General features: G+C 61.7%; 19 protein-coding genes. 12 read left to right on the top strand and 7 right to left on the bottom strand.

Annotation, left to right across the window (positions count from 1 at the left end):
• Positions 1 to 222, top strand: a 222-nt coding sequence (locus F759_RS43065) for a hypothetical protein (protein WP_209440508.1), incomplete at its 5' end; no start/stop codon positions are given.
• A gap of 315 nt (positions 223 to 537) precedes the next feature.
• Here F759_RS43065 and F759_RS0122545 read toward each other — a convergent pair.
• Positions 538 to 1,698: an iron-containing alcohol dehydrogenase gene (locus F759_RS0122545; protein WP_027801858.1), complete on the bottom strand. Its 1,161-nt coding sequence runs from the start codon at positions 1,696 to 1,698 to the stop codon at positions 538 to 540.
• 757 nt (positions 1,699 to 2,455) lie between these two features.
• Here F759_RS0122545 and F759_RS0122535 point away from each other — a divergent pair.
• Both F759_RS0122535 and F759_RS0122530 read left to right on the top strand, forming a co-directional pair.
• Positions 2,456 to 3,490, top strand: coding sequence for a TauD/TfdA family dioxygenase (locus tag F759_RS0122535; RefSeq protein ID WP_027801857.1), 1,035 nt, complete (start codon positions 2,456 to 2,458; stop codon positions 3,488 to 3,490).
• Positions 3,491 to 3,820: 330 nt separating this feature from the next.
• A complete protein-coding gene (locus F759_RS0122530; protein ID WP_027801856.1) occupies positions 3,821 to 6,049 on the top strand; it encodes an NADP-dependent isocitrate dehydrogenase in 2,229 nt (742 codons plus the stop codon).
• Positions 6,050 to 6,249: 200 nt separating this feature from the next.
• Here the strand turns inward: F759_RS0122530 and F759_RS0122525 are convergent, their stop codons facing one another.
• The 3 genes from F759_RS0122525 to F759_RS0122515 form a co-directional block, all read right to left on the bottom strand.
• On the bottom strand, positions 6,250 to 6,477 hold the full coding sequence (locus F759_RS0122525; protein WP_027801855.1) for a hypothetical protein: 228 nt from the start codon (positions 6,475 to 6,477) through the stop codon (positions 6,250 to 6,252).
• Between the two features lie 369 nt (positions 6,478 to 6,846).
• Positions 6,847 to 7,665 carry an alpha/beta fold hydrolase gene (locus tag F759_RS0122520; RefSeq protein ID WP_027801854.1) on the bottom strand — a complete coding sequence of 273 codons (819 nt, stop codon included), beginning with the start codon at positions 7,663 to 7,665 and terminating at the stop codon, positions 6,847 to 6,849.
• Positions 7,666 to 7,944: 279 nt separating this feature from the next.
• Positions 7,945 to 8,838 carry a LysR family transcriptional regulator gene (locus tag F759_RS0122515; RefSeq protein WP_027801853.1) on the bottom strand — a complete coding sequence of 298 codons (894 nt, stop codon included), beginning with the start codon at positions 8,836 to 8,838 and terminating at the stop codon, positions 7,945 to 7,947.
• A 99-nt stretch (positions 8,839 to 8,937) separates the two neighbouring features.
• On the opposite strand from F759_RS0122515, the gene F759_RS0122510 reads away from it, so the two are divergent.
• Genes F759_RS0122510 through F759_RS0122500 form a run of 3 tightly spaced genes read left to right on the top strand, consistent with a single transcriptional unit; the run spans position 8,938 to position 11,946 of the window.
• Positions 8,938 to 10,242, top strand: coding sequence for a CitMHS family transporter (locus tag F759_RS0122510; protein WP_027801852.1), 1,305 nt, complete (start codon positions 8,938 to 8,940; stop codon positions 10,240 to 10,242).
• Between the two features lie 26 nt (positions 10,243 to 10,268).
• Positions 10,269 to 11,627 carry an acyclic terpene utilization AtuA family protein gene (locus F759_RS0122505; protein ID WP_027801851.1) on the top strand — a complete coding sequence of 453 codons (1,359 nt, stop codon included), beginning with the start codon at positions 10,269 to 10,271 and terminating at the stop codon, positions 11,625 to 11,627.
• A gap of 1 nt (position 11,628) precedes the next feature.
• A complete protein-coding gene (locus F759_RS0122500) occupies positions 11,629 to 11,946 on the top strand; it encodes an AtuA-related protein (protein WP_027801850.1) in 318 nt (105 codons plus the stop codon).
• 36 nt (positions 11,947 to 11,982) lie between these two features.
• Here the strand turns inward: F759_RS0122500 and F759_RS0122495 are convergent, their stop codons facing one another.
• A complete protein-coding gene (locus F759_RS0122495; protein WP_027801849.1) occupies positions 11,983 to 12,693 on the bottom strand; it encodes a FadR/GntR family transcriptional regulator in 711 nt (236 codons plus the stop codon).
• Between the two features lie 411 nt (positions 12,694 to 13,104).
• Here F759_RS0122495 and F759_RS0122490 point away from each other — a divergent pair, with 411 nt between their 5' ends.
• The 3 genes from F759_RS0122490 (at position 13,105) to kdgD (ending at position 16,899) form a co-directional block, all read left to right on the top strand.
• Positions 13,105 to 14,436, top strand: a complete 1,332-nt coding sequence (locus F759_RS0122490) for an MFS transporter (protein WP_027801848.1) — start codon at positions 13,105 to 13,107, stop codon at positions 14,434 to 14,436.
• A gap of 133 nt (positions 14,437 to 14,569) precedes the next feature.
• On the top strand, positions 14,570 to 15,919 hold the full coding sequence (gene gudD, locus F759_RS0122485; protein ID WP_027801847.1) for a glucarate dehydratase: 1,350 nt from the start codon (positions 14,570 to 14,572) through the stop codon (positions 15,917 to 15,919).
• Between the two features lie 62 nt (positions 15,920 to 15,981).
• Positions 15,982 to 16,899 carry a 5-dehydro-4-deoxyglucarate dehydratase gene (kdgD, locus tag F759_RS0122480; RefSeq protein ID WP_027801846.1) on the top strand — a complete coding sequence of 306 codons (918 nt, stop codon included), beginning with the start codon at positions 15,982 to 15,984 and terminating at the stop codon, positions 16,897 to 16,899.
• Positions 16,900 to 16,937: 38 nt separating this feature from the next.
• On the opposite strand, the gene F759_RS0122475 is transcribed toward kdgD, so the two are convergent.
• Positions 16,938 to 18,446 (bottom strand): MFS transporter, encoded by a 1,509-nt coding sequence (locus F759_RS0122475; protein ID WP_027801845.1) that lies wholly within the window; start codon positions 18,444 to 18,446, stop codon positions 16,938 to 16,940.
• Between the two features lie 402 nt (positions 18,447 to 18,848).
• On the opposite strand from F759_RS0122475, the gene F759_RS0122470 reads away from it, so the two are divergent.
• Both F759_RS0122470 and F759_RS0122465 read left to right on the top strand, forming a co-directional pair.
• On the top strand, positions 18,849 to 20,483 hold the full coding sequence (locus F759_RS0122470) for a methyl-accepting chemotaxis protein (RefSeq protein ID WP_027801844.1): 1,635 nt from the start codon (positions 18,849 to 18,851) through the stop codon (positions 20,481 to 20,483).
• A gap of 71 nt (positions 20,484 to 20,554) precedes the next feature.
• Positions 20,555 to 22,138: an alpha/beta hydrolase family protein gene (locus F759_RS0122465; protein WP_027801843.1), complete on the top strand. Its 1,584-nt coding sequence runs from the start codon at positions 20,555 to 20,557 to the stop codon at positions 22,136 to 22,138.
• A gap of 60 nt (positions 22,139 to 22,198) precedes the next feature.
• On the opposite strand, the gene F759_RS0122460 is transcribed toward F759_RS0122465, so the two are convergent.
• Positions 22,199 to 22,801, bottom strand: a complete 603-nt coding sequence (locus F759_RS0122460; RefSeq protein ID WP_027801842.1) for a methylated-DNA--[protein]-cysteine S-methyltransferase — start codon at positions 22,799 to 22,801, stop codon at positions 22,199 to 22,201.
• 275 nt (positions 22,802 to 23,076) lie between these two features.
• Here F759_RS0122460 and F759_RS0122455 point away from each other — a divergent pair, with 275 nt between their 5' ends.
• A complete protein-coding gene (locus F759_RS0122455; RefSeq protein ID WP_027801841.1) occupies positions 23,077 to 24,444 on the top strand; it encodes a leucine-rich repeat-containing protein kinase family protein in 1,368 nt (455 codons plus the stop codon).
• Positions 24,445 to 24,466: the final 22 nt, after the last annotated feature.

Raw genomic sequence — 24,466 nt, 5'->3', positions numbered from 1 at the left:
GAAGTGCCTGAAGTGCCTGAAGTGCCTGAAGTGCCTGAAGTACCCGAAGTGCCCGAAGTGCCCGAAGTGCCTGAAGTGCCTGAAGTGCCTGAAGTACCCGAAGTACCCGAAGTACCCGAAGTACCCGAAGTACCCGAAGTACCCGAAGTACCTGAAGTCCCGCCCAAACCTCCGCCGCCGAGGCCGCTAGTGTTGGGTGTAAGAGTTGATCCGCATCCGTAAAGCGCCAGTAGTGTAGACGCCGCGACAGCGATAGCGGTGCGGCCAGCAATTTTCATCATGATGTCCCCGTTGAACGTCTATTGACGGAGACATCTCCGCAAGTACCGCGCCATTCGAGTGGAATAGCGTGAACTCGCGTAATGAGCCTATTAAAACGGATTTTTCAAGCTTAGTTCGAATTAACGACGAAAAATCACGCCAGGAACATAAGCGGAGGGCGCGTGTTCCGACTGCGCGCTACGTAACGCGCAGGTTCCCGTAACGGCGCGAACTGTCGCGCGCTCTGCGCAACGTTAATTGTCAAAACAGGAGGAATTAAAAAGCAGCGGTATAAATCGCCAGTGCATCGGCCTCGCTCACAGGCCGCGGGTTATTCACGAGTAGCCGCGTTTGCAGCATCGCGTCACTGGCCATCCGTCCGAGCCCTTCACGCTCGATGCCCACATCACGCAATCGCGCCGGAATCGCTGTGGCGGCAATCATCTGTTCGAGCTTTTCGATCAGCGCCTGTGTCTTTTCATCGACGTTGCCTGCTGCTCCCGGCACGACGACCTCGGCCAGTTCAGCATAACGATCCGCCGCCGACTCAGCGTTAAAGCGCAACACATGCGGCAGCACCAGGGCATTGGAAAGCCCATGCGGCACGTGATAAATGCCGCCGATCGGATAGGCAAGCGCGTGCACCGCAGCTACCGGCGAGTTCGCAAATGCCTGTCCCGCGAAGGTCGCGCCGAGTAGCATCGCTTCGCGCGCTTCGCGATTGTGGCCGTCTTCGCAAGCGGGCAGCAGATTGCGCGACAGCAGTTCGAGCGCTTTTATCGCGAGCGTGTCCGAGACGGGGTTCTTCAAACGCGCGGACGTATAGGCTTCGATGGCGTGAACCATCGCGTCGATGCCCGTCGCCGCTGTTGCCGCAACCGGGAGCCCGAGCGTGAGTTCGGCGTCGAGAATGGCGAGGTCGGCAATCAGCTGCGGCGCGACCACGCCCATCTTCTTCGCCTCGCCGACTGTGACAATCGACACAGCCGTGACTTCCGAGCCGGTTCCCGCGGTTGTCGGCATCTGCACGAGCGGCAAGCGCGACACTGAAACCTTGTTCACGCCATACATGTCACTCAGCGCCTGCTCCTGCTGCGGAGCGAGGACAGCGATGAGCTTCGCGACATCCATCGACGAGCCGCCGCCTAATCCAAGCACGAGCTCAGCGCCGGCCGTGCGCGCCCGCGCTGTCGCTTCGAGCACGATATGTTCGGGCGGATCGGCGATTACGTCGTCGATTACCGTCGCATGCCAGCCATGCGCGGCCAGGTCTGCGAGCGCGGGGTTCAGTAGGCCGCTCGTGTGTAGAAAGCCGTCCGTCACGACGCACAAACGTTGAAGCGCCGGAAATTGCGCGCGCAACAGAGCGCCGAGACGGCGAGCCGCGCCGAATTCGACTATCAGCGTGGGCACTGTTTGAAAGCGGAATGGGTTCATCATTTGCGTCTCCAGGCATCATATAGCTCGACACTTAACGCCGGTCGAGCAACAGAATGATTATGCCGAAAGCGGGGCGCTGAAAATGCCCGGTTGCCGCGATGTTCGGCAAGACCATTTGCACCGCCGTACTGTTCGACGATCACTGAGTGATCGGGCGCGGGCGGCGAGCGGGAAATCGTAGTAGACGTTGGTGGGCGCCGCGCGAGTTGTGGCGGCAAGTTGGGTGAGAGCCTGCACGTCGCGCCGCTATTGCGGATTGCTGGGCTTGGCAGAACATCGGGCGATCACCAGGGCGCGCGCGTTGGCCATCAATTGCTCGAACCTAACTGTGATCGAGGTTCTCACTGCACAGCCGACCGCACGGTGGGCTGACGTTGTCGTCATGCGGTGACGGTGCGGCGCACGACGTCAGTTGTCCCAGAGCGGATTCGGCCGCTCGTCCTTCTATATTTGCCGGACGAACTATCGAACGCGCGGGATCATGCCAAATGTCAATTGAGAATGATTCGCGTTTCCGTTAGATTGTTGCTGTGCCACGTGAAGGAGGGAGCGGGCCATGATCGACATGTTTGTCCGGGGGAACCTTCCACAGCAGTTCCAATGTCGGTTGTGCCGGCGAGCGCCACAGAGAAAGCCGTAAAGGCCTACTTCGCCAAGGGGACCGCTGCAAAGACTAGCGCCATCAAAGACTGCGCCATATAACAGAGCGCGCCAGAACACCGTCGACACGCCGCTACTTCAAAAAGGATTCCATATGACCATGCTTTCGACGCCGCCGCTGGCGCTTGCCGATCTCCGCGTCGAGCCGGGACTGCCTACTGTCGTTTCGCCGCGCGCGGGCGCAGACGCTTCGCTGGACGACGCGACGCCGCTGCTGCAGCAGATCGCCGAAGAAAGGCTCGAACGCACGGGGGGATTACTGTTTACCGGCTTCCGGATTCAATCGATCGATGCATTCCAGAGTTTCGCGGCTTCGTTCGGGCATCCGCTGATCGGTTATGAATTTGCGTCGACGCCGCGTAGCCAGGTTCACGGCGCGGTGTACACGTCGACGGAATATCCGCCGCATCGCTCTATTCCTTTGCATAACGAGCAGTCGTACACGCGCGAATGGCCTTTGCGTATCTGGTTTCACTGCGCGCTCGCCGCGCGTTCCGGCGGTGCGACGCCGATTGCCGATAGCCGCGCGATCTATCGTGCGTTCGACCCCGCGCTCGTCGAGCGCTTTGCGAGCCGCGAACTGCTTTACGTACGCAACTTCGGGCAAGGGCTCGATTTGCCGTGGGAGCAGGCTTTTGGCTCGGACGATCCGGCCGTGGTCGAGCGCATTTGCCGCGCGCGCGGCATTCAATGCGAATGGCGCGACAGCGAAGACGGCGAGTTGCTTTTGCGCACGCGCGAGCGTTGCCAGGCGGTGGCGCGGCATCCGCGAACGGGCGAAAACGTCTGGTTCAATCAGGCACACCTGTTCCACCTTTCGTCGCTCGATGAAGACATGCAGCAGGCGCTAATCGACTCTGTCGGTCCGGAAAATGTGCCGCGCAATGTGTATTACGGCTGCGGCGCGCCGCTGGAAGCCGACGCGCTTGCACAGATTCGCGGCGTGCTCGATGAGCAGCGGATCGCGTTTCCTTGGCAGACCGGCGACGTGCTGATGCTCGACAATATGTTGACCGCGCACGCGCGCGACCCATTCGAAGGGCCGCGCAAGGTGGTGGTCGCAATGGCGCAGACCTATCGCACAGGCGATGTGGGCGACGGCGGAACGGGAGAACCCGCGTGGTGTTAAGCGGCTGGTTAAACGATTGGGCCTAAGTCCCCGTTATATGAGAACCATTCTCGTTAACCCAAAGTTGCGGGCGCTGGGTCATCTATAAGACATATGTATTTTCACATAGTCCAAATCGATCAAAGCCTTGTGTGGCGGGCATCGCGTCAAATTGAGCCGGTTTGTCGGCATGTTTGTTTAGCAGCAGATAGAGGAAAACGCGCATATACTCACGCTCGGGCCGTAAAAAGTAGTGCCGCGGGTCGCGCTGCGTTTTGCTGCTTCGTCGCAACTCGCTGGCTCAGCGCTTCCAACGCTCTGTCTCTCACTTCACCTAGCAAAGCATCAAACATGTCCACACCGCCGAAGATCATCTACACCCTGACCGACGAAGCGCCTGCTCTGGCGACTTACTCGCTGCTGCCGATCGTCAAGGCGTTCACGCGCTCGTCCGACGTGATCGTTGAAACGCGCGATATCTCGCTTGCTGGCCGGATCATCGCTGCATTTCCGGACTACCTGACCGCGGAACAGAAGGGTTCCGACAATCTGGCGGAACTGGGTGGACTCACCACACGTCCCGAAGCCAACATTATCAAGCTGCCGAACATCAGCGCTTCAGTGCCGCAACTGAAGGCCGCGATCACCGAATTGCGCGATCAGGGTTACAAGCTGCCGCCGTATCCGGACGTCGCTACGACCGACACCGAAAAAGATGTCAAGGCACGCTACGACAAGATCAAGGGCAGCGCGGTCAACCCGGTGCTGCGCGAAGGCAACTCCGACCGCCGCGCGCCGCTGTCGGTAAAAAACTACGCGCGCAAGCACCCGCACAAGATGGGCGCGTGGGCTGCGGACTCGAAGTCGCATGTCGCGCACATGAGCGGCGGCGATTTCTACGGCAGCGAAAAATCGGCGCTGATCGCAGCGGCCGGTGCGGTGAAGATCGAACTGACGGCGGCCGACGGCACAAAGACCGTCCTGAAGGAAAAGACACCGGTGCAGGCGGGCGAGATCATCGACGCGTCGGTGCTGAGCAAGAACGCGCTGCGCAATTTCATCGAAGCGGAAATCGCCGATGCGAAGAGCAAAGGTGTGCTGTTCTCGGTGCACCTGAAAGCTACGATGATGAAGGTGTCCGATCCGATCATCTTCGGTCATGTGGTGTCGGTGTTTTACAAAGACGTGTTGACCAAGCACGCCGATGCGCTGGCGCAAGCGGGCTTCAATCCGAACAACGGTATCGGCGACCTGTATGCGCGCCTGAAAGATCTGCCGGCTGAAACGGCTGCGCAGATCGAAGCCGACATCAAGGCTCAGTACGAACAGCGTCCGCAACTGGCTATGGTCAACTCGGACAAGGGCATCACGAGCCTGCATGTGCCGAGCGACGTGATCGTCGACGCGTCCATGCCGGCCATGATTCGCGAGTCGGGCAAGATGTGGGGCGCGGACGGCGCACTGCACGACGCCAAGGCCGTGATTCCGGACCGTTGCTACGCGGGCGTGTATCAGGCAGTGATCGAAGACTGCAAGAAGAACGGCGCGTTCGATCCGGTCACGATGGGCACGGTGCAGAACGTCGGCCTGATGGCACAAGCCGCCGAAGAGTACGGTTCACACGACAAGACGTTCCAGATTCCGACGAACGGCGTGGTCCGCGTGACCGACGCAAGCGGCGTTGTGCTGATCGAGCAAGCGGTGGAAGCGGGCGACATCTGGCGCATGTGCCAGACCAAAGACGCGCCGGTGCAGGACTGGGTCAAGCTCGCAGTGAACCGCGCGCGCGCCACCAACACGCCGGCGGTGTTCTGGCTTGACGCGGCTCGTGCACACGACGCGCAGATCATCAAGAAGGTCGAGCAGTATCTGAAGGATCACGACACGAACGGTCTGGACATCCGCATCATGACGCCGGTCGAGGCAACGAAGTTCTCGGTCGAACGCATCCGCGCGGGCAAGGACACGATCTCGGTCACCGGCAACGTGCTGCGCGACTATCTGACCGACCTGTTCCCGATCATGGAACTGGGCACCAGCGCGAAGATGCTCTCCATCGTCCCGCTGATGGCCGGCGGCGGTATGTTCGAAACCGGCGCGGGCGGTTCGGCGCCGAAGCACGTTCAGCAACTGGTCGAAGAAGGTTTCCTGCGCTGGGACTCGCTGGGTGAATTCCTTGCGCTGGCTGCGTCGCTCGAACATCTGAGCAGCGCGTATCACAACCCGAAGGCGCAGGTTCTCGCGAAGACGCTGGATCAGGCAACCGGCAAGTTCCTCGACAACGACAAGTCGCCGGCGCGCAAGGTTGGCGGTCTCGACAACCGCGGCAGTCACTTCTATCTCGCGATGTACTGGGCCGAAGCATTGGCCGCGCAAACGGAAGACGCTGCGTTGCAGGCGCAATTTGCCGGCGTGGCGAAAGCAATGGCCGGCAACGAAGCGAAGATCCTCGATGAACTGCGTGCAGCGCAGGGCAAGCCGGTGGATATCGGCGGCTACTATCGTCCGAACGTCGAACTGACGAGCAAAGCTATGCGCCCGAGCGCCACGCTGAATCAGATCGTGGACTCGATTGCGTGAAGTGTTTGGCCACGTGCTGAACGGCGTGCGGAATAGCGCGGCTGCGAACGCACTAGCAAACGCAGTGGCGCATGCACTGGCAAACGCGCTAGTGGAAGAAGAACCTAAGGCCGCATAGAAGTAAGCGGTAAGCATGACGATGGCGCTTTCGAGCGCCATCGTCGTTTCTGCGATTACATGGACGCGCGGCATGCGGTCCATCAGACGTGAACGATTTCCCAGTCGCTCAGTTTCTCGGGAATTTCGAGTGTCGACGTGTCGACTTCGGACAGATGCGGGCAAGTCAAACCGCGCGCCAGATCGTCAGCCGCCTGTTGCGGGCTCGAAAACTCGCCCAAAGTTTCGTTACCGTAGGTTGCTTCCCAACCGTCCTGGCCCGGCAAAATGTAAAACGCTCCCTCGGTCGATCCAAAGCGAAAGCCTTTCATTTTTAGTCTCCCAATTGCCAATAAAAACCGCGGTGCCGTGGCGGCTTCATGCGAATGGGATTCGGGGACTTCCGACAGTGTTCTGTCCCATCCAATCGGTTGCGTCGCATGAAGCGCCTGCTCTTGTAAAAGAGTCTAAGTCAGCAGGCAGCGGCGCAAGCAGTTGTTAGACGCTCCGCTCGAACAAAAAATAGCCTCTATAAACAGTAAGTTACTGGCTTGATTTTACGATGTGCAACGTGGGGCGGCATTGCGAAATGAGGGATTTGTGCCACGCACCACGATTTTTTACGAAGCAAGGGCGCGTGCCATATCGTGAAATTTGGAGGGTCGCGCGCTGATACAGGCGCGCATTCGTTAGGGCACGCGTCAAGAAAGCACGCGCCCCACGAACGCAAGCATCACCTGGTTAAAGACCGCCGGTCTTTGCACCGGCGCGAAATGACTGACGCCGGACAGCACGCTGAACTCCGCGCCCGGAATAGTGCGCGCGAGATATTCGGCGTGCTCCATCTTGATGAACTCGTCGTGCTCGCTTTGCACGATCAGAACCGGCACGTGGATGCGCGCGAGATCATGCGCGGCATAGTTGGGCTCGGTCCTCATCATTTCGCTGACGGCCGCGACGAACGCATCGAACTCGTCCGGCGTAGCGGAAAGCCGTGCGTAGTCCCGACGATGCCGGCTAAAACAGCGGTCGATAACCGGTGTCGCCACGAATTCCTTTGTGCCGCCCGGATCCATATTGCAGCCGAAGAAGAACACGCCGGCCACACGTTGCGGCGCCACGATACCCAGCACCATCGCCACGCATGCGCCGTCGCTCCAGCCGACGATTGCCGCGCGTTCGAGCGCCAGCGCGTCCATCACGGCGAGTACGTCGGAGGCCATCAGTTCGTAGTTGTACGGCCGCTCATCGCGCGTACTGCGGCCGTGGCCGCGACTGTCGATGACGACCACGCGGTGGCCAGCATCGAGCAGCGCCGGCACCTGATAACCCCAGTTGCCGCTGTGGCCCAGTCCGCCGTGCAGCAAAATCACCGGCGCGCCGCTGCCGTGAGACGCGTACCAGATTCGCGCGCCTTCATGCTCGATCCAGCCCGAGTCGTTCGACGCGGGTAGTGGCGGCACGCCAGGCGCTTCGAATTGTTCAAGCGTGTCGTCGTGCGTTTCCGCGAAAGATGCCATCGCCGTCGTCTCCACTGTCGACCGGAGTTCGCGCTTTAGCGCGTTACTCCGGTCCCATGCAGGGCGGTCGACCGGAGTTCGCGCTTTAGCGCGTTACTCCGGTCCCGTGTAAAGCGGTCTCATGTAAAGCGCTAACCATGACCGCCTCAAAATATTGTGATCGAATGCGTCAGCGTGCCAGCACGGCGGCGCGCAAAGCAACAAACCTACGAGAATCTGCTGACTTGCGCCAGCGACGTCGCGACTCACGCACACCCACCGCAAACGCCAGGTCGCCATTCACCCGGAGTCGAGCTTCGCAATCAGCATCGCAACGAACGTCTCCGTGACGGGCGGCAACGTGCGACCGCGCTTCTTGATCAGCGCGATAGGCCGTGTGAACGCCGGGTCGTCGACCGGACGCACCACCAGATCCGGCTCCGCTCTCACTTCGCGAGCCGATGCGGGGAGGATCGTCACGCCGAGCCCCGCGCGCACCATTGCGACGGCGCTCATCATGTAGGTCGGCTCGCACGCAATCTCCGGCACGCAACGCGCGTTGACAAATGCGCTGTCGACGACCGCTCTTACACTCGTGCCTTGCGCGGTCAACACCAGTGGCGTCGCGGCGAGATCGGCAAGCGTGATGCGCCGCCGCTTCGCCAGCACATGCTGCTTCGGACAGACAACCACCAGCCTGTCGATGCCCGCATGCAGCACTTCGAGGTTCCCGTCGTCGAGTTCGCCGCCCGTCAGTCCGATATCGGCCTCTTCATTGCGCACCAACGTATTGACCATGCTCGCGACTACGTCGCGCACCTGGAAGCTCACGCGCGGCACCGCCTTCTTCAGATTCTGCACGAGTTCAGGAAGCGAGCTCGCCGCAAAGGTCGGCAGGCAAGCGATCCGCACTGTGCCGCTCGCGCCGTCGCCAAGTGCGCGCGCGTCGATCAGCACGTGCTCCATGTCGTGCAGCGACTTTTGCAGAAGCGGCAGCAGATCCCGACCGGTCGGAGTCAGCGCGACATTGCGGCTGTTGCGGTCGAAAAGACGCAGCCCCAGCGTTTCTTCGAGGCGCCGGATCTGCACGGTCAACGCCGGTTGCGAAAGATGCAGCCGCGTTGCTGCTTGCGTGAAGCTGCCGGTTTGCGCGACCGCGATAAACGCGCGAATGTCCCGAAGGTTTAGATCCATGATGACTCATAATTGCTGCGATCAATTCATTTCAATTGATTTATCAGTGTTCTGAACTTACGCTGGATCGCAGTAAAAAACAACATCGGAGACAAGCACATGCTGCCATTGCTGGGGCTGGCCACCATCGTCGTGCTGCTCGGCGCCATTCTGTCGAAACGCATGTCGCCGCTGGTGGCGCTCATCATCGTGCCGATTGCCGCGTCGTTGATCGGCGGGTTCGGCTTCCAAACAAGCAAATTCGTGATCGACGGGCTCAAGGGCCTTGCGCCGGTCGTCGGCATGTTCGTGTTCGCGATTCTTTATTTCGGCACGATCACCGACGCGGGCACGCTCGACCCGATCATCGACCGCATTCTGCGCGCCGTCGGCACACGGCCCACGCGCATTGTGATGGGCACCACGCTGCTCGCGCTGCTGATCCATCTCGACGGCTCCGGCGCGGTTTGCTTTCTCGTCACGATTCCGGCGATGCTGCCGCTCTACGACCGTCTGAAGATGGACCGGCGCGTGCTGGCCGCGGCCGTTTCCATGGCTGCCGGCATCAACTTCCTGCCGTGGACCGGGCCGATGATCCGCGCGTCGGCTTCGCTGCATCTGCCGATTTCATCGCTCTTCAATCCGCTGATTCCGGTGCAGGCAATCGGCCTCGTCTTCGTTTTTGGCGTTGCGTTCTGGCTCGGACGTCGCGAGGAAAAGCGGCTCGGTCTCGGCGCTGCTAGCGGTTCGGCGCCGATGCCCAAACGCGAACTGACGCCTGAAGAACAGACGTTGCGTCGACCGAAAAATTTCTGGTTCAACATCGTGCTCACGCTCGTCGTGCTCGGCACGATGGTCGTGATGGGCGAGAAGATTCCGCCCGCGATCATGTTCATGGTCGGCTTGTGCGTGGCGCTCATGGTCAACTATCCGAACGTAGACATGCAGCGCAAGCGGATCGACGCGCATGCACGCGCGGCGTTGATGATGGCCGGCATTCTGCTCGCGGCCGGCGTGTTCACCGGCATCATGCAAGGCAGCGGTATGCTGAAGGCGATGGCGCAAGCCGCCGTCGGCTTCGTGCCGCCTTCGATGGCGAGCCATATTCCCGTCGCACTCGGCATCATGTCCATGCCGCTTAGCATGCTGTTCGATCCCGACTCGTTTTACTTTGGGGTACTGCCCGTTATCGCCGAAGTGGCAGGCCAGCTAGGCGTGCCCGCGGTGCAGGTCGGCCAGGCCGCGTTGCTCGGACAGATGACAACCGGCTTTCCCGTCAGTCCGTTGACGCCCGCTACTTTCCTCGTCGTCGGTTTGTGCGGCATCGATCTCGCCGACCATCAGCGATTCACGTTCCCCTTGTTGTTCGGCGCATCGATCGTAATGACGATTGCGTGTGTCGCGTTGGGGATATTTTCACTGTGAGCTTTACCCAAACAGGTGTGAGCAGGATGACAGCCACTCAGCATAGGCGCCTTGTGCGAATCGGCGCGGGCGCGGGTTATTCGGGCGACCGTATTGAGCCCGCAGTCGAACTCGCGGAGCACGGCGCGCTCGATTACCTCGTGTTCGAGTGTCTTGCCGAGCGCACCATCGCAATCGCGCAGCAGGCGCGCAGCAAAGACCCCGATCTCGGCTACGACCCGCTGCTCGAAACGCGCATGAAGGCGGTGCTGCCCGCCGCGCTGCGTAACGGCGTGCGCATCATCTCGAACATGGGCGCGGCCAATCCGCTGGCGGCGGCGCGCAAGACGGCGCAGATTGCGCGCGCGCTCGGCCTCGGCGACATCAAGATCGCCGCAATCACCGGCGACGACGTGCTCGATGCGGTGCGCAACGGCGATTTCCGCTTCGAGGAGTCGGGCGAGCGCGTGGCGGACTACAAAACGCGGCTCGTCTCCGCAAACGCCTATCTGGGCGCGAGCGCCATCGTCGACGCGCTCGCGGCCGGCGCGCAGATCATTCTGACGGGGCGTGTGGCGGATCCATCGTTGTTCGTCGCGCCGTTGATCCACGAATTCGGCTGGCGCATGGACGACTGGCAGACGCTCGGCCAGGCGACCGTGATTGGTCACTTACTTGAATGCGCGGGGCAGATCACGGGCGGCTATTTCGTGGACCCCGGTTTCAAGGACGTTCCCGCGCTGGCGAGACTCGGCTTTCCCATCGCGGAGGTCGGGCAGGACGGTGCGGTGGTAATCACGAAGCTGCCGCAAGCTGGCGGACGCGTGACCGAGGCGACCTGCAAGGAGCAACTGCTGTACGAGATTCACGATCCGCGACGTTACTTGCAACCCGACGTGGTCGCTGATTTTTCACAGGTGCGTGTCCACGAGGAAGCGCCGGATCGTGTTCGCGTGAGCGGCGGCAGCGGCACGCCGCGCACCGGCACGCTTAAAGTCTCGGTCGCGTATTTCGACGGCTATATCGGCGAGGGACAAATTTCATATGCCGGTCCGGGTGCGCTGAAGCGTGCTCGCCTCGCGCTCGACATCGTGCGAGAACGGCTCGCATTGACCGGAGTTCAGACGCATGAATTGCGCTTCGACCTGATTGGCGTGAATGCGTTGCACGGTGAGACCCTTGCCGCTGAGTTCGCGGAGCCCTACGAAGTGCGCGCGCGCGTGTCGGGGCGCACGGCATCGTTGGAGCAGGCGGTGCGCATCGGCAATGAAGTCGAAACCTTGTACACCAATGGTCCGGCGGGCGGCGGCGGCGTGACGAAGTCCGCGCGCGAAGTCGTTGCCGTGCAATCGGTCCTGCTGCCGCGCGAGCAGGTGAAGCCGGCATTCACGATGGTGGAGGCGTGAGATGAAACTACGTGAGCTTGCTCATTCCCGAACCGGCGACAAAGGCAATACGCTGAACATCTCGGTGATCTGTTACGACGCGCGGCATTACGAGCATTTGCGAGCCGTACTCACGCCGCAGCGCGTGAAGGCGCATCTCGCGGATGTCGTGCGCGGCAAGGTCGCGCGCTATGAACTTCCCACCATTACCGCGTTCAACTTCGTACTTGGCGATGCGCTCGGCGGCGGTGTCACACGTTCGCTCGCGCTCGACGCGCACGGCAAGTCGCTGAGTTCCGCGTTGATGAGCCTCGAAATCGAAGCGCCGCCGACGGTGTGAACCCGGAGGCCGGAATGCGCCACCGTTCGTACGCGGCTATTCGCCCGGCCGACTCAATTCATGCGCGCGACGCAGCCGTTCGCGGCTGTTGCTCAGATGCATGCGCATTGCGGCGCGGGCGTCGTCGGGGTCCTGGCGCTCGATAGCACGATAGATCAGTTGGTGCTCGTTGAGCACGTTGCGCAAGGTCTCGATGTGATCGAGCTCCGCGATCTCCGCTGAGCCGAGGCGCGTGCGCGGACTCACGGCGCTTCCCAACTGGCTCAGCACGTCGAAAAAATAGCGATTGCCGCTCGCCCGCGCGATCTGCAAATGAAACTCGACGTCGTGCGCAAGCGTGTCGGTGCTGCCGCGTTCGAGCTCGGACTCGAAGCGGGCGAGCGCCGCGCGCATCTGCTTGAGGCTCTGCTCGGTGCGCCGCGCGGCGGCGAGCGCCGCCGACGCCGCTTCCACATCGATACGGAATTCGATGATCGCCATCACGTCGAGCATGCTCGACATATCGGCGGCCGGCAGTTGCATGGTTTGTTCAGCGGCGGGTGCGAGTACGAACGTGCCGATGCCATGACGCGTTTCCACGACTCTCGCCGCCTGCAAGCGCGAGATGGCCTCGCGCACGACGGAGCGGCTGACCGACAACTGCTTCATCATCGCGACTTCTGTGGGTATGCGGTCTCCCGGTCTCAGAACGCCGCGGCGGATTTCATCGGAAAGGGTGGCCACCACTTTCTCAGTTAGGCTGCTCATTTCTGTGGCTTATTGACTGATCGGCTGAAAACACGTGCGTCGAGCACGTGCGGGACGTCTCGTGACGTCTGGACATTAGCCATCATAGCGTCTGTCGCCACATTCATCGTTCGATGGATGGAGAGGGATGTCGACAAGGCGATCAATTTGGACTCGATGACTCTATGTCATCAGACGTCTTATTTTCAGTTTCGACCGGCCGATGTTCCGGCTGCGCTAAGCCTTCGGGCTCGTTGCCTTCCCATCTAACATGGAATGACAGGGTAAACACCGCATTGGAAATCAGAGAGTAACAGCGGTAGACTGTCATCAGACAACATATCTCGGTTCGTCATGGGTGATGCCTGCTGACTGCCCATCCGCCCGCGACGTCAGATCAAGGCCGCTCGACGGCCGACACTGGAGACTCTCTTGAACTCTGCTCTTACCACGGCAATCGATCCGCTAGCGTCCGCGGTCTCGAAGGTGAAGCGGCACGTGTTGCCGCTCTTCCTGATCATGTTCATCGCGAACTACATCGACCGCGTGAACATCGGCTTCGTCAACGCTCACATGAAAACCGACCTCGGCATCGGCGCGGCGGCGTATGGGCTGGGAAGCGGCTTGTTCTTCATCGGCTACGCGCTGTTCGAGGTGCCGTCCAACGTATTGATGCAAAAGTACGGCGCGCGTGCGTGGCTGACGCGGATCATGGGGACATGGGGCGTCGTGGCCGCAGCAATGGCGTTCGTGTCGAGCGAGACGTCGTTCTATGTGTTGCGATTCCTGCTCGGCGTCGCCGAAGCGGGCTTCTTTCCGGGCGTGGTGTTTTATTTCACCCAGTGGCTGCCGCAAAAAGAACGCGGCAAGGCCGTGGCGATTTTTCTCTCGGGCTCGGCCATCGCGTCGGTGGTGTCCGGACCGATCACCGGCAGCCTGCTGTCCATTCGCGGTTTCGGCCTGCACGGCTGGCAATGGATGTTCCTGATCGAAGGCGGCTTTTCCATCGTGCTGTGCGCGATAAGCTGGATCTTTCTGAAGTCCCGCATTCGCGACGCGTCGTGGCTCACAACCGAGGAGCAAGGCGTTCTCGAGAGCACGATCGCCGCTGAACAGGCCGAGCGCGTCGCCCACGGCGGCGCGCATCTGCCGGCCAGGAAGCTGTTGAAGGACCCGCAGATCGTGCTGTTCTGCTTTCTCTACTTCGCAATCCAGTTGACGATTTACGCGGCTACCTTCTGGCTGCCGACTATCATCCGCAAGATCGGCGGCCTGTCCGATTTCCAGGTCGGCATGCTCAACGCTATTCCGTGGCTCATCGCAATGGTGGCGATGTACTGCTTCGCATTGCTTTCGGCGAAGTGGCGTTTTCAGCAGGCGTGGCTCGCTGTGGCGCTCGTGATCGCGGCGTGCGGCCTCTTTGCGTCGACGTCGGGCAATCCGGTTCTGTCCTTCGTCGCGATCTGTTTCTCGGCGATCGGATTCAAGGCGGCAGCTTCGCTCTTCTGGCCGATTCCGCAGGGCTATCTGGATGCGCGTGTCGCTGCGGCGGTGATCGCGCTGATCAATTCCATCGGCAATCTGGGCGGGTTCTTCGCGCCGGCCACGTTTGGCTATTTGCAGCAGCACACCGGTTCGATCACAGGCGGCCTGTATGGTCTGGGCGTGGCTTCGCTGATCGCGGCGGCAGCGGCGTTCCTTGCACGCAATCGACGCGGCGATGGCAAGGTGTTACGCGATCCGCTGCACGGCAGCGCACACTGAGCGCTTCTTTCTCTCGCCGCTGCTCATGAGCCCGACGCGCAAAACAGTTTCCGTCCGGTAAAGGTGTTGAGCGCGTTCGCACGACGCGCCGCTCATCACCGTCCGGCTCACCCACTCACCCGGTCTAGTCCACATGTCCACGAAACCATCCAATTCGAACGATACGCCCACTATCACTGAACTGCGCGTCGTGCCCGTCGCCGGCCGCGACAGCATGTTGATGAATCTGAGCGGCGCACACGGTCCTTTTTTCACGCGCAATATTGTGATTCTGCGCGACAGCGCCGGCCACGTGGGCGTGGGCGAAGTGCCGGGCGGCGAGAACATCCGCAAGACGATCGACGACGCGCGGCCGTTCGTCGTCGGCCAGTCAATCGGAAATTTGCAAGCTATCCTGAACAAAGTGCGCACGCAATTCGCTGATCGCGATGCCGGCGGCCGCGGTCTGCAAACGTTCGATCTGCGCACCACGATTCATGCTGTGACCGCGCTCGAAGCGGCCTTGCTCGATCTGCTCGGCCAGCATCTCGGCGTGCCTGTTGCCGCGTTGCTCGGCGAAGGCCAGCAACGCGACGAAGTGGAAATGCTCGGCTATCTGTTCTATATCGGCGATCGCAACAAGACCGACCTGCCGTATGCGAGCGGCGCCGACGGACGCGACGACTGGGAGCGCGTGCGCACCGAACAAGCGCTGACGCCCGAAGCCGTGGTTCGCCTCGCCGAAGCCGCACAAGCCCGCTATGGCTTCAACGACTTCAAGCTCAAGGGCGGCGTATTGTCCGGCGACGCGGAAATCGAAGCGGTGACCGCGCTCGCTGAACGCTTTCCGAATGCGCGCGTCACGCTCGACCCGAACGGTGCGTGGTCGCTCGCGGAAGCCGTGCGCCTGTGCCGCGACAAGCACGACGTGCTCGCGTATGCAGAAGACCCATGCGGCGCCGAGAACGGCTATTCGGGCCGCGAAGTGATGGCGGAATTCCGCCGCGCGACCGGCTTGCCGACGGCGACCAACATGATCGCTACCGACTGGCGCCAGATGGGTCACGCCATCCAGTTGCAGTCGGTGGATATTCCGCTTGCCGATCCGCACTTCTGGACCATGCAGGGCTCCGTGCGCGTCGCGCAGATGTGCAACGACTGGGGCCTCACGTGGGGCTCGCATTCGAACAATCACTTCGATATTTCGCTCGCGATGTTTACGCATGTGGCAGCGGCCGCGCCTGGCAAGATTACCGCTATCGATACGCATTGGATCTGGCAGGACGGCCAGCGTTTGACGCGCGAACCGTTGCAGATCGTCGGCGGCAAGGTGAAGGTGCCGCAGAAGCCGGGGCTAGGCGTCGAAGTCGATATGGATGAACTCGAAAAAGCGCATGCGCTGTATCAGCAACACGGCCTCGGCGCACGCGATGACGGCGTCGCGATGCAGTACCTGATTCCCAACTGGAAGTTCGACAACAAGCGCCCATGCCTCGTGCGCTGATTGCCCGAGACGCAGCCCGTCGCGCGTCCGTTCACATTTGACGATATTCACGCCCTATACAAATGACTTCACCGCAAGAACTGAAAGCGATCGTATCCGAAGGCCTGTTGTCCTTCCCCGTCACTGACTTCGACGCGCAAGGCGACTTCCGCGCCGACACGTACGCCGAGCGACTCGAATGGCTCGCGCCGTACGGCGCGACCGCGCTGTTCGCGGCGGGCGGCACGGGCGAATTCTTTTCGCTTACCAGAAGCGACTACACCAACGTGATTCGCACGGCGACCGAAACATGCAAGGGCAAGGTGCCGATTCTCGCGGGCGCGGGTGGCCCGACGCGCGTCGCGATCGAGTACGCGCGGGAAGCAGAACGCCTCGGCGCAAGCGGCGTGCTGCTGATGCCGCATTACTTGACGGAGGCTTCGCAGGAAGGCATTGCGGCGCACGTCGAGCAGGTGTGCAACGCGGTGAACAACATCGGCGTCATTGTGTATAACCGTGCGAACTCCAGGCTCAATGCCGATATGCTCGAACGGCTCGCGGATCGCTGCCCGAATCTGATCGGCTTCAAGGACGGCGTGGGCGAGATCGAAGCGATGGTGACGATTCGCCGGCGCCTTGGCGAGCGTTTTTCGTACCTTGGCGGCTTGCCTACCGCAGAAGTTTATGCCGCTGCGTACAAAGCGCTTGGCGTGCCGGTGTATTCGTCGGCGGTATTCAACTTTATTCCGAAGACCGCGATGGAGTTCTATCGCGCGATTGCCGCCGACGATCACGCGACCACGTCACGGCTTATCGACGAATTCTTCTTGCCGTATCTGGCGATTCGCAATCGTCGTGCGGGTTACGCAGTGAGCATCGTGAAGGCGGGCGCGAAACTGGTCGGCCGCGACGCGGGACCGGTACGTGCGCCGCTTACCGATCTGACCGGCGAAGAGCTCACGCAGCTCGACGCGCTGATCAGGAAACTCGGCCCGCAATAAGCGGTGCCTATCCGCGTGTTTTGCCGACGGCGGAATGTCTAGCCGCGGCGGAACACGACGTGCGAAATCCGCTGTACGAGCAACGCCGCCGCCAGCGCGGCCACCGCGGTAAGCCACACGCCGATATGAATGGACTGCACCAGCGCATCGCGCGCGGTGTCGATCAATGCGAGCGTGTCGAGCCCTGACGGCTTCATGTCCGCAATCAGCTTCAGGCGCGACGCTTCGTCGATCAGAATGCGCAGATCGACGAAGCGCGGCCGCCATTGCGATGCGGCCGGCTCGCCGAGCACGCTCATCGTCCGCGTGACTACATCTCGATAGTGATGCTGCACGACGGTCGCCACGATGCTCGTGCCCAGCATGCCGCCCACCATGCGCGTGGACTGCAACAGCGCAGTCGTAATGCCGAAGCGCTCGCGGCCCGCAATCTCCTGGCCGAACACATTCAGATTGTTGAGAATGAAACCGAGACCGATGCCGACCGCGGCCATCGGCAATTCGAGCCACAGGTGCGGTGTTTCGGGATTCGCAAACGCAAGGCCGATTGATGCGAACAGCAGTAGCGCAAAGCCGATAGACAGAATTCGCGTCGGCTTCTTCATGTGAATGACGATGCGCGTATTGAGCACACTGCCGAGCGCGATGCATGCGGCGATCGGCGTGGCGAGCAGGCCGGCCTGTTGCGGAGAGAGTCCGAAGCCGCCTTGCAGCAGTAGCGGCGCGAAGAAGATCAGCGAGAACATCACGAAGCCCGACAGCATGCCGAGCGTGAACAGCGTGACGAGTTGCGAGTCCCTGAACAGGTCGAGCGGAATGATCGGATGGGTGGCGCGCTTCTCGCACACGAACAACGCAATTGCGCCGACGATCACACACACGGCGAGCGTGACGTTGCCGGCGGTCAAGCCGTCTTTCGGCACAGCTTCAATGAAAGCCTGCAAGCCGCCGAGCACTGCGGCCACGAGCCCTGCGCCGAGCCAGTCGATCTTGACCTCGCCTTCATGCGGACGCTGAAAGCTCGGCAGATGCGCCCAGATGAAATAGAGCGCCGCTGCACCGACCGGCAGATTGATCAGAAACGTGGAGCGCCAACCCAGATGCTCGCTCATCCAGCCGCCGAGCGACGGCCCCGCCGCCGTGCCGATGCCGTAGGCCGCGGCCATCACCACTTGCCAGCGCACACGCGCGCGCGGATCGGGGAACAAGTCCGGTATCGACGCGAACGCGGTGCCGACCATCATTCCGCCGCCCACGCCTTGCAAGCCGCGCGCGATCACGAGAAACAGCATGTCGTTCGCGATGCCGCATAGCACGGACGCCACCGTGAACGTGATCACCGCGGCAATCACGAAGCGCTTACGGCCGAAGTAATCGCCAAGCCGCCCGAACACGGGCACGGTCACTACCGACGCGAGCAGATAGGCGCTCGCGATCCACGCGTAATACTCGAAACCGTGCAACTCTGCGACGATCGACGGCAGCGCAGTGCTGACGACCGTCTGGTCGAGTGCGACGAGCATGTTGACGAGACCGATGCCGAGCATCGCGAAGAGGGCGTTCCGGAAAGGCAGCGAGGGGGCGGCGGCAGTGGAAGTCACGGATCTGGGCAGGGAGCGATTAAGGTGAAGCGCCGGGCGGCGCAGGATCGAGACAAGCATGTGCCGCAGTTGTCTGACCACTTGGGCGTCATTATACGGGTTTGCCCTTAGTTCAAACTATTGTCTTTGCGCCTTGACGCGTTGGAATGCGTGGCGTCCATCGTCGCGCCGCGTATGCCCCGGCGGCGCGCACCGCACACAGAGGGTTTGTCTCTACACATGCCGCATGAATCGCTGCCGATAAATAAGTCGAGTGGTCGTGTGATGCTGCCGTTCCGCCTGAACCATTGGCGGTTTGCGCAGCCGTTCATCGGCCTCCTTCCAACAGACGACATAGGGGGCGCGAGCATGCACCGATTGAATTTCAAGCAGAAGCTCTGGTTGCCGCTCGTCGTCAGCCTGCTGGCACTCCTTGCCGTGTCGGTGTCGGCGGCGTGGTTGTCGCGTGAGACGCGCGTTGAAGAGCGCAAGCACGATCTGGTGAACGTGGCTCACGTCGGACTCAGCATCGTGAAGGAGTACGCGGCGCTTGCGCAAAGCGGCGCGCTCAGCGAGGCCGATGCGCGCAAGCAGGCACTCGAGCGTCTGCGCGACGTGCGCTACGGCGAGGACGGCTACTTCCTCGTGCTGGACTCGAAGCCGCGCATGGTCATGCATGCGATGAAACCCGCGTTGAACGGCAAGGACCTCGGAGGCGCCGCGGACGCCGACGGCCGTCACCATTACGTGACGTTTGCCGCGACAGCGCAGGCGCCGGAGGGAGGGTTCGTCGATTACGTGTTTCCGCATCCGGGTAATCCGCCGTCGGCTGCGGTCGGCAAGATCGGCTACGTCGTGCGTTACGCGCCGTGGGACTGGATCATCGCGACGGGCGCTTACGTCGACGATATCGACGCCGCTTTCACAGAGTCACTGTATGTGCTCGGCGGCGTGGTGGGCGCGGTGGCGCTATTGCTGTCGGCGCTCGTCACGTTCACCAATCGCAGCATTCAACGCACGATTGGCGGCGACCCGGCCTATGTTGCGCAGGTCGCCGGTGAAATCACGACGGGTAATCTCGTGATCCCGATCGAGGTTCGCCCCGGCGATGACTCAAGTCTTCTGCACACCATGCGACTGATGCGCGACGCGCTTGCGAAGACCATCGTGCAGATCGGCGGCGCGGCCGAGAAGGTGGCGACCGGCGCGCGTGAGATTGCAGCGGGCAATACGGACCTGTCGGCGCGTACCGAGAGCCAGGCGGCCTCGCTGGAAGAGACGGCGGCCAGCATGGAGCAGATGACCGCGATGGTCCGGCAAACTTCGGAGAGCGCGCAGACGGCGAGCCAACTGACCGCTAGTGCCGAGCAGATCGTCACGCACGGCGGACAGATGGCGGCCGAGGCCGTGTCGACGATGCAGGAGATATCGACCGAATCGCACAAGATGGTGGAGATCATTTCGGTGATCGAAGGCATCGCATTTCAGACCAACATTCTCGCGCTGAACGCGGCTGTCGAGGCGGCGCGCGCGGGAGACGAAGGGCGCGGTTTCGCGGTGGTGGCGGGCGAAGTGCGCACGCTTGCCCAGCGCAGTGGATCCGCTGCGAAGGAAATTCGCGCCTTGATCAGCCGCGCGGTGGGCCGCGTCGAGAGCGGTGTTGAACTCGTCGACAAAACCGGCGCGACTATAGAGGCGGCGAGCGAGGCCATTGCGAAGCTCTCCGGTGTGATGCGCGATATCGCCGCGGCCGCCGCCGAGCAAAGCGCGGGCATCGATCAGGTCGGCGACGCCGTCACGCAGATGGACAGCGTCACGCAACAGAACGCCGCGCTTGTCGAGCAGGCCGCCGCGGTGGCGCAGACATTGACCGAGCAGGCGAGACTGCTGGAAGCGTCGATTCATACTTTCCAGGTGGAATACGATTCGCGCGAAGGTGGAGCGGGCGTGGCGGCGGGGCAGGCGGCGGTGAATCGATCGCAGCGGTTAGTCGCCGCTGTTTGAATTCGGGTATCGAGGCCTCAGCGGAAGTCACGATAGTGGCGCTATGCTAGCGGTTTCGTTCGGAGACCCGCATGCCACAAGCGACCCGCACCGCAGCCCTCGCATTGCTGTCATGCGTTGCCTTGACCATCGGCACGTCAGCCGAAGCTGACTCATCATGCGATCAGGCATGCCGCGCGCGCGGCCAGCTTCTCGATCATCGGGTCACGTTGCGGCTTGGCGCTCGCGAGTTCTCGGATCTGCTTGCATCGAGTCCCTCCGGGCAGCGCCTCATGCAAATGGCGGGGCCGCCCGCGTGCGGCGTGCAGGTCGTGTACTTCCGCTACCGGACCATCGGCGGCGCGGACGAACCGGCCACTGCGAGCGGTGCATTGATGATCCCGCAAGGCGATTCTTCCGCATGTAGCGGACCGCGTCCGCTCATGTTGTATGCCCACGGCACCACCGCGTACAGCAAATACAATCTTGCCGACATCGCGCGCACCGATCCGGACAACGGCGGCGCCGGCGAAGGTCTGAGCGTGGCCGCGATGTATGCGGCTCACGGCTATATCGTGGCGGCGAGCAACTATGCGGGCTATGCCGGGTCCGATCTTCCGTACCATCCTTATCTGAACGCGGACCAGCAGTCCGCCGATATGATCGACGCGCTGCGAGCCGCGCGCGCGATGCTGAACGACAACGGCTCGCCAACCGCCACGCGCGAAAACGGCAAGCTCTTCATTACCGGCTATTCGCAAGGCGGTTTCGTCGCGCTGGCGACGCATCGTGCGCTGCAAGCCGCAGGCGTCAAAGTGACAGCGTCCGCGCCGGGTTCAGGTCCTTATGCGCTTGCCGCTACGGCCGACGCGATCATTGCAGGCGAGGTCAACCTCGGCTCCACGCTCTTCACGACGTTGGCCGTAACGGGTTATCAGCATGCCTATAAGAACCTCTATCGCGAGCCGGCCGCGTTCTTCGAAGCCCCTTATGCGCAGGGTATCGGACAACTGCTGCCGAGCGCGCAACCTCTCAACGCACTTTTCTCGCAAGGCAAACTGCCGTCGACGCATCTTTTCAGCAGTACTCCACCGGCGCCGCAATTCGCGTCGCTAACGCCGCCCGCGTCGCCTGCATTGACGCCGTCCGCATTGACGCCGCTATTTGCCGCAGGTTTCGGCGATGCCAATCTGGTGCGTAACGCGTACCGCCGCGCGCTTCTCGAAGACGCGGCGGCGAATCCCGATGGCGCTTTCCCCACTGAAACCGCAAGCCTCGCGCCCGCCGCGAATCCCGGGCATCCGCTGCGGCAGGCGTTCAAGCGCAATGATCTGCGTAACTGGGTTCCCAAGGCGCCCGTCCTGCTATGCGGCGGCGGCTCCGACCCAATGGTGTTCTTCTTCAACGCCCGCATCGAGCAGGCCTATTGGCTTAACGCGAAGGTCCCTGCGGGACTGACTTCGGTGCTGGACGTGGACTCGTCCGTTACCGGACCCGACGATCCATTCGCAGCCGTCAAGCAGGGCTTTGCAAAAGCGAAGGCTTCGATTGCGCGCGAGGCCGTTGCCGCAGGCGCGGCGGATGGCGGCGCGTCTGCTGTATTGCGGTCCTATCACGGAGGGCTCGTTGCGAGCTCGTGCATGGTTGCCGCGCGAGCATTCTTCGCGAACTTCTGAGCGGGCCTGCTTATCGTTGCGACGACGCACGACGCACGACGCACGACGCCGCCGACGCCGTCAATTGCCGAACAACGTGCTCTGCATTCCGCGCGCAGGCGCCGGGCGTGCGCGTTTGGCAGCGACGCGGGCCGCGTCTGCGGGCCCTTGCGTTTGCGTATCCGCGGCGGCTTCGAGCGATGTTTGCCCCGCTTCCAACGAGAGCAGCAGCATCTTGTTCGCCAACCCGCCCGCGAAGCCGGTGAGCTCGCCCGACGCGCCGATCACCCGATGACACGGCGTCACAATGGAAATCGGATTTCTGCCGTTTGCCGCGCCGACTGCGCGCACCGCGTTGATATTGCCGATCTGCACGGCGATTTGCGCGTAAGTGCGCGTCTGGCCGAACGGAATCGTCTGTAACGCGGCCCACACTTTTTTCTGAAACTCGGTTCCTTCGAAGTGGAGCGCGAGATCGAACGTCTGCCGGTTGCCGGCGAAATATTCATTCAGCTGATGCTCGGTTTCCAGAAGGATGGGGCGATCGCCGGCTTCAACCAACCCTGCGAGCCGCACGCGGTTCGGCTTGTCGTTCTCCCATAAAATTGCGGCCAATCGCTCGCCGTTGGCAACGAGCTTCAATTTGCCTACTGGGGAATCCATCAGCTTGTAAGCGTAAGTCACTTGTCTGCTCCTGCAATTGAAGTGAGACTGCGCGGCACGAGGCTGCGAACTCGCGGTGCGCGACGATCCGAGTGTGGACTTCGCGCCGGCTAGAAACACTTCGGATCTTGCTGTCCATATCGTCGTCAAGTATGAAGGATTTATGCGTGAGACTGTCAGCTATCGCGAAGCGGCAGCGTTGCTTCGTTCGCTGCGCAGAAGCGCCTCACGATGCGACTCAGTAGAATTGAGCCTTCGTGCACGACGGGCGCGGGCCACCGGATCTTTTTACGACTGTGACAACGACACTGGAACAACTTCGAGCGGGACAGCTATCTGGCGCACGCCAACTGAAACTCGCGTGCGGGCTCACCGAATTTCCGCGCGAGATTCTGGATCTCGCCGATACGCTCGAAGTTCTCGATCTTTCGGGTAATGCGCTCTTCGCGTTGCCGGACGATTTTGCGCGGCTACGCAAGTTGCGCATGGTGTTCGCGTCCGATAATCCCTTTACGGAGCTTCCCGAAGTACTTGGGCAGTGTCCGCAGTTAAGCATGGTCGGCTTCAAGGCGAATCGCATCCGTAGGGTCGCCGGCAACGCATTGCCGCCACGGCTGCGCTGGCTGATTCTCACGGACAACGAGATCGACGCGTTGCCGCCACAAATCGGCGACTGTACGCATTTGCAGAAGTTGATGCTGGCGGGTAATCGTCTGCGCTTTCTTCCTGAAGAACTGGCCGCGTGTTCGCGGCTCGAATTGCTGCGGCTCGCCGCGAATCGGCTCGACGAATTGCCGGCATGGTTGTTTCGCATGCCGCGGCTCGCTTGGCTCGCCCTTGCGGGCAATCCATTTGCGGATGCACTGGAAGGCGCAGCGTTGGCCGATACCCCCATCGCCGAAATCGGCTGGGACGATTTACGCTTGCAGGAGCAATTGGGCGAGGGCGCCTCGGGACTCATCTATCGCGCCGAGCTTGGCGGGCAGCATGGCGCACCACGGTCCGTCGCGGTCAAGCTGTTCAAAGGCGCCGTCACGAGCGACGGTTTGCCCGACTGTGAAATGGCAGCTTGCATCCGGGCCGGCGATCACCCGAACCTCATTGCGGTCGCGGGGAAAGTGAAAGGTCATCCCGCAAACGCGCATGGCCTCGTGATGGAACTGATCGAACCGCAATTCCGCAATCTCGCGGGGCCACCGAGTTTCGAGTCGTGTACGCGAGACATTTACGAGGCGGGCGCGCGTTTCCAATCGGCCGACGTCGTCGAAATCGCGCACGGCATTGCATCGGCGGCGTGTCATTTGCATCGACGCGGCGTCATGCACGGCGACCTCTACGCGCACAACATTCTGCACGACGGCGAAGCGCGTGTATTGTTAGGAGACTTTGGCGCCGCATCTTTCTATTCGACGGATAACCGAGAAAGGAGCGTTGCGCTCGAGCGCCTGGAAGTGAGGGCGTATGGTTGTCTGCTTGAGGAGTTGATCGACCGTTGTGGCCGTTGCGACCATTACGATTCGGGCGATTGGGCCGATTCCATTGACCAACCACGCGTCGCTGAAAAACTAGCCGGGTTGAGAGACAGTTGCCTCAGCGAAGACGTTCAAAGCCGGCCGCTATTCGAGCAGATAGCAACGGATCTGTTGGCGCTGAAGGCCCGGTGATGTTGAACATGCGAACCGCTTG

Source organism: Paraburkholderia dilworthii, assembly GCF_000472525.1.
In the GTDB taxonomy this organism is placed as follows: domain Bacteria; phylum Pseudomonadota; class Gammaproteobacteria; order Burkholderiales; family Burkholderiaceae; genus Paraburkholderia; species Paraburkholderia dilworthii.
Note: the sequence above shows the minus strand (reverse complement) of the source record. Positions and strands in the feature narration are given on the sequence as shown.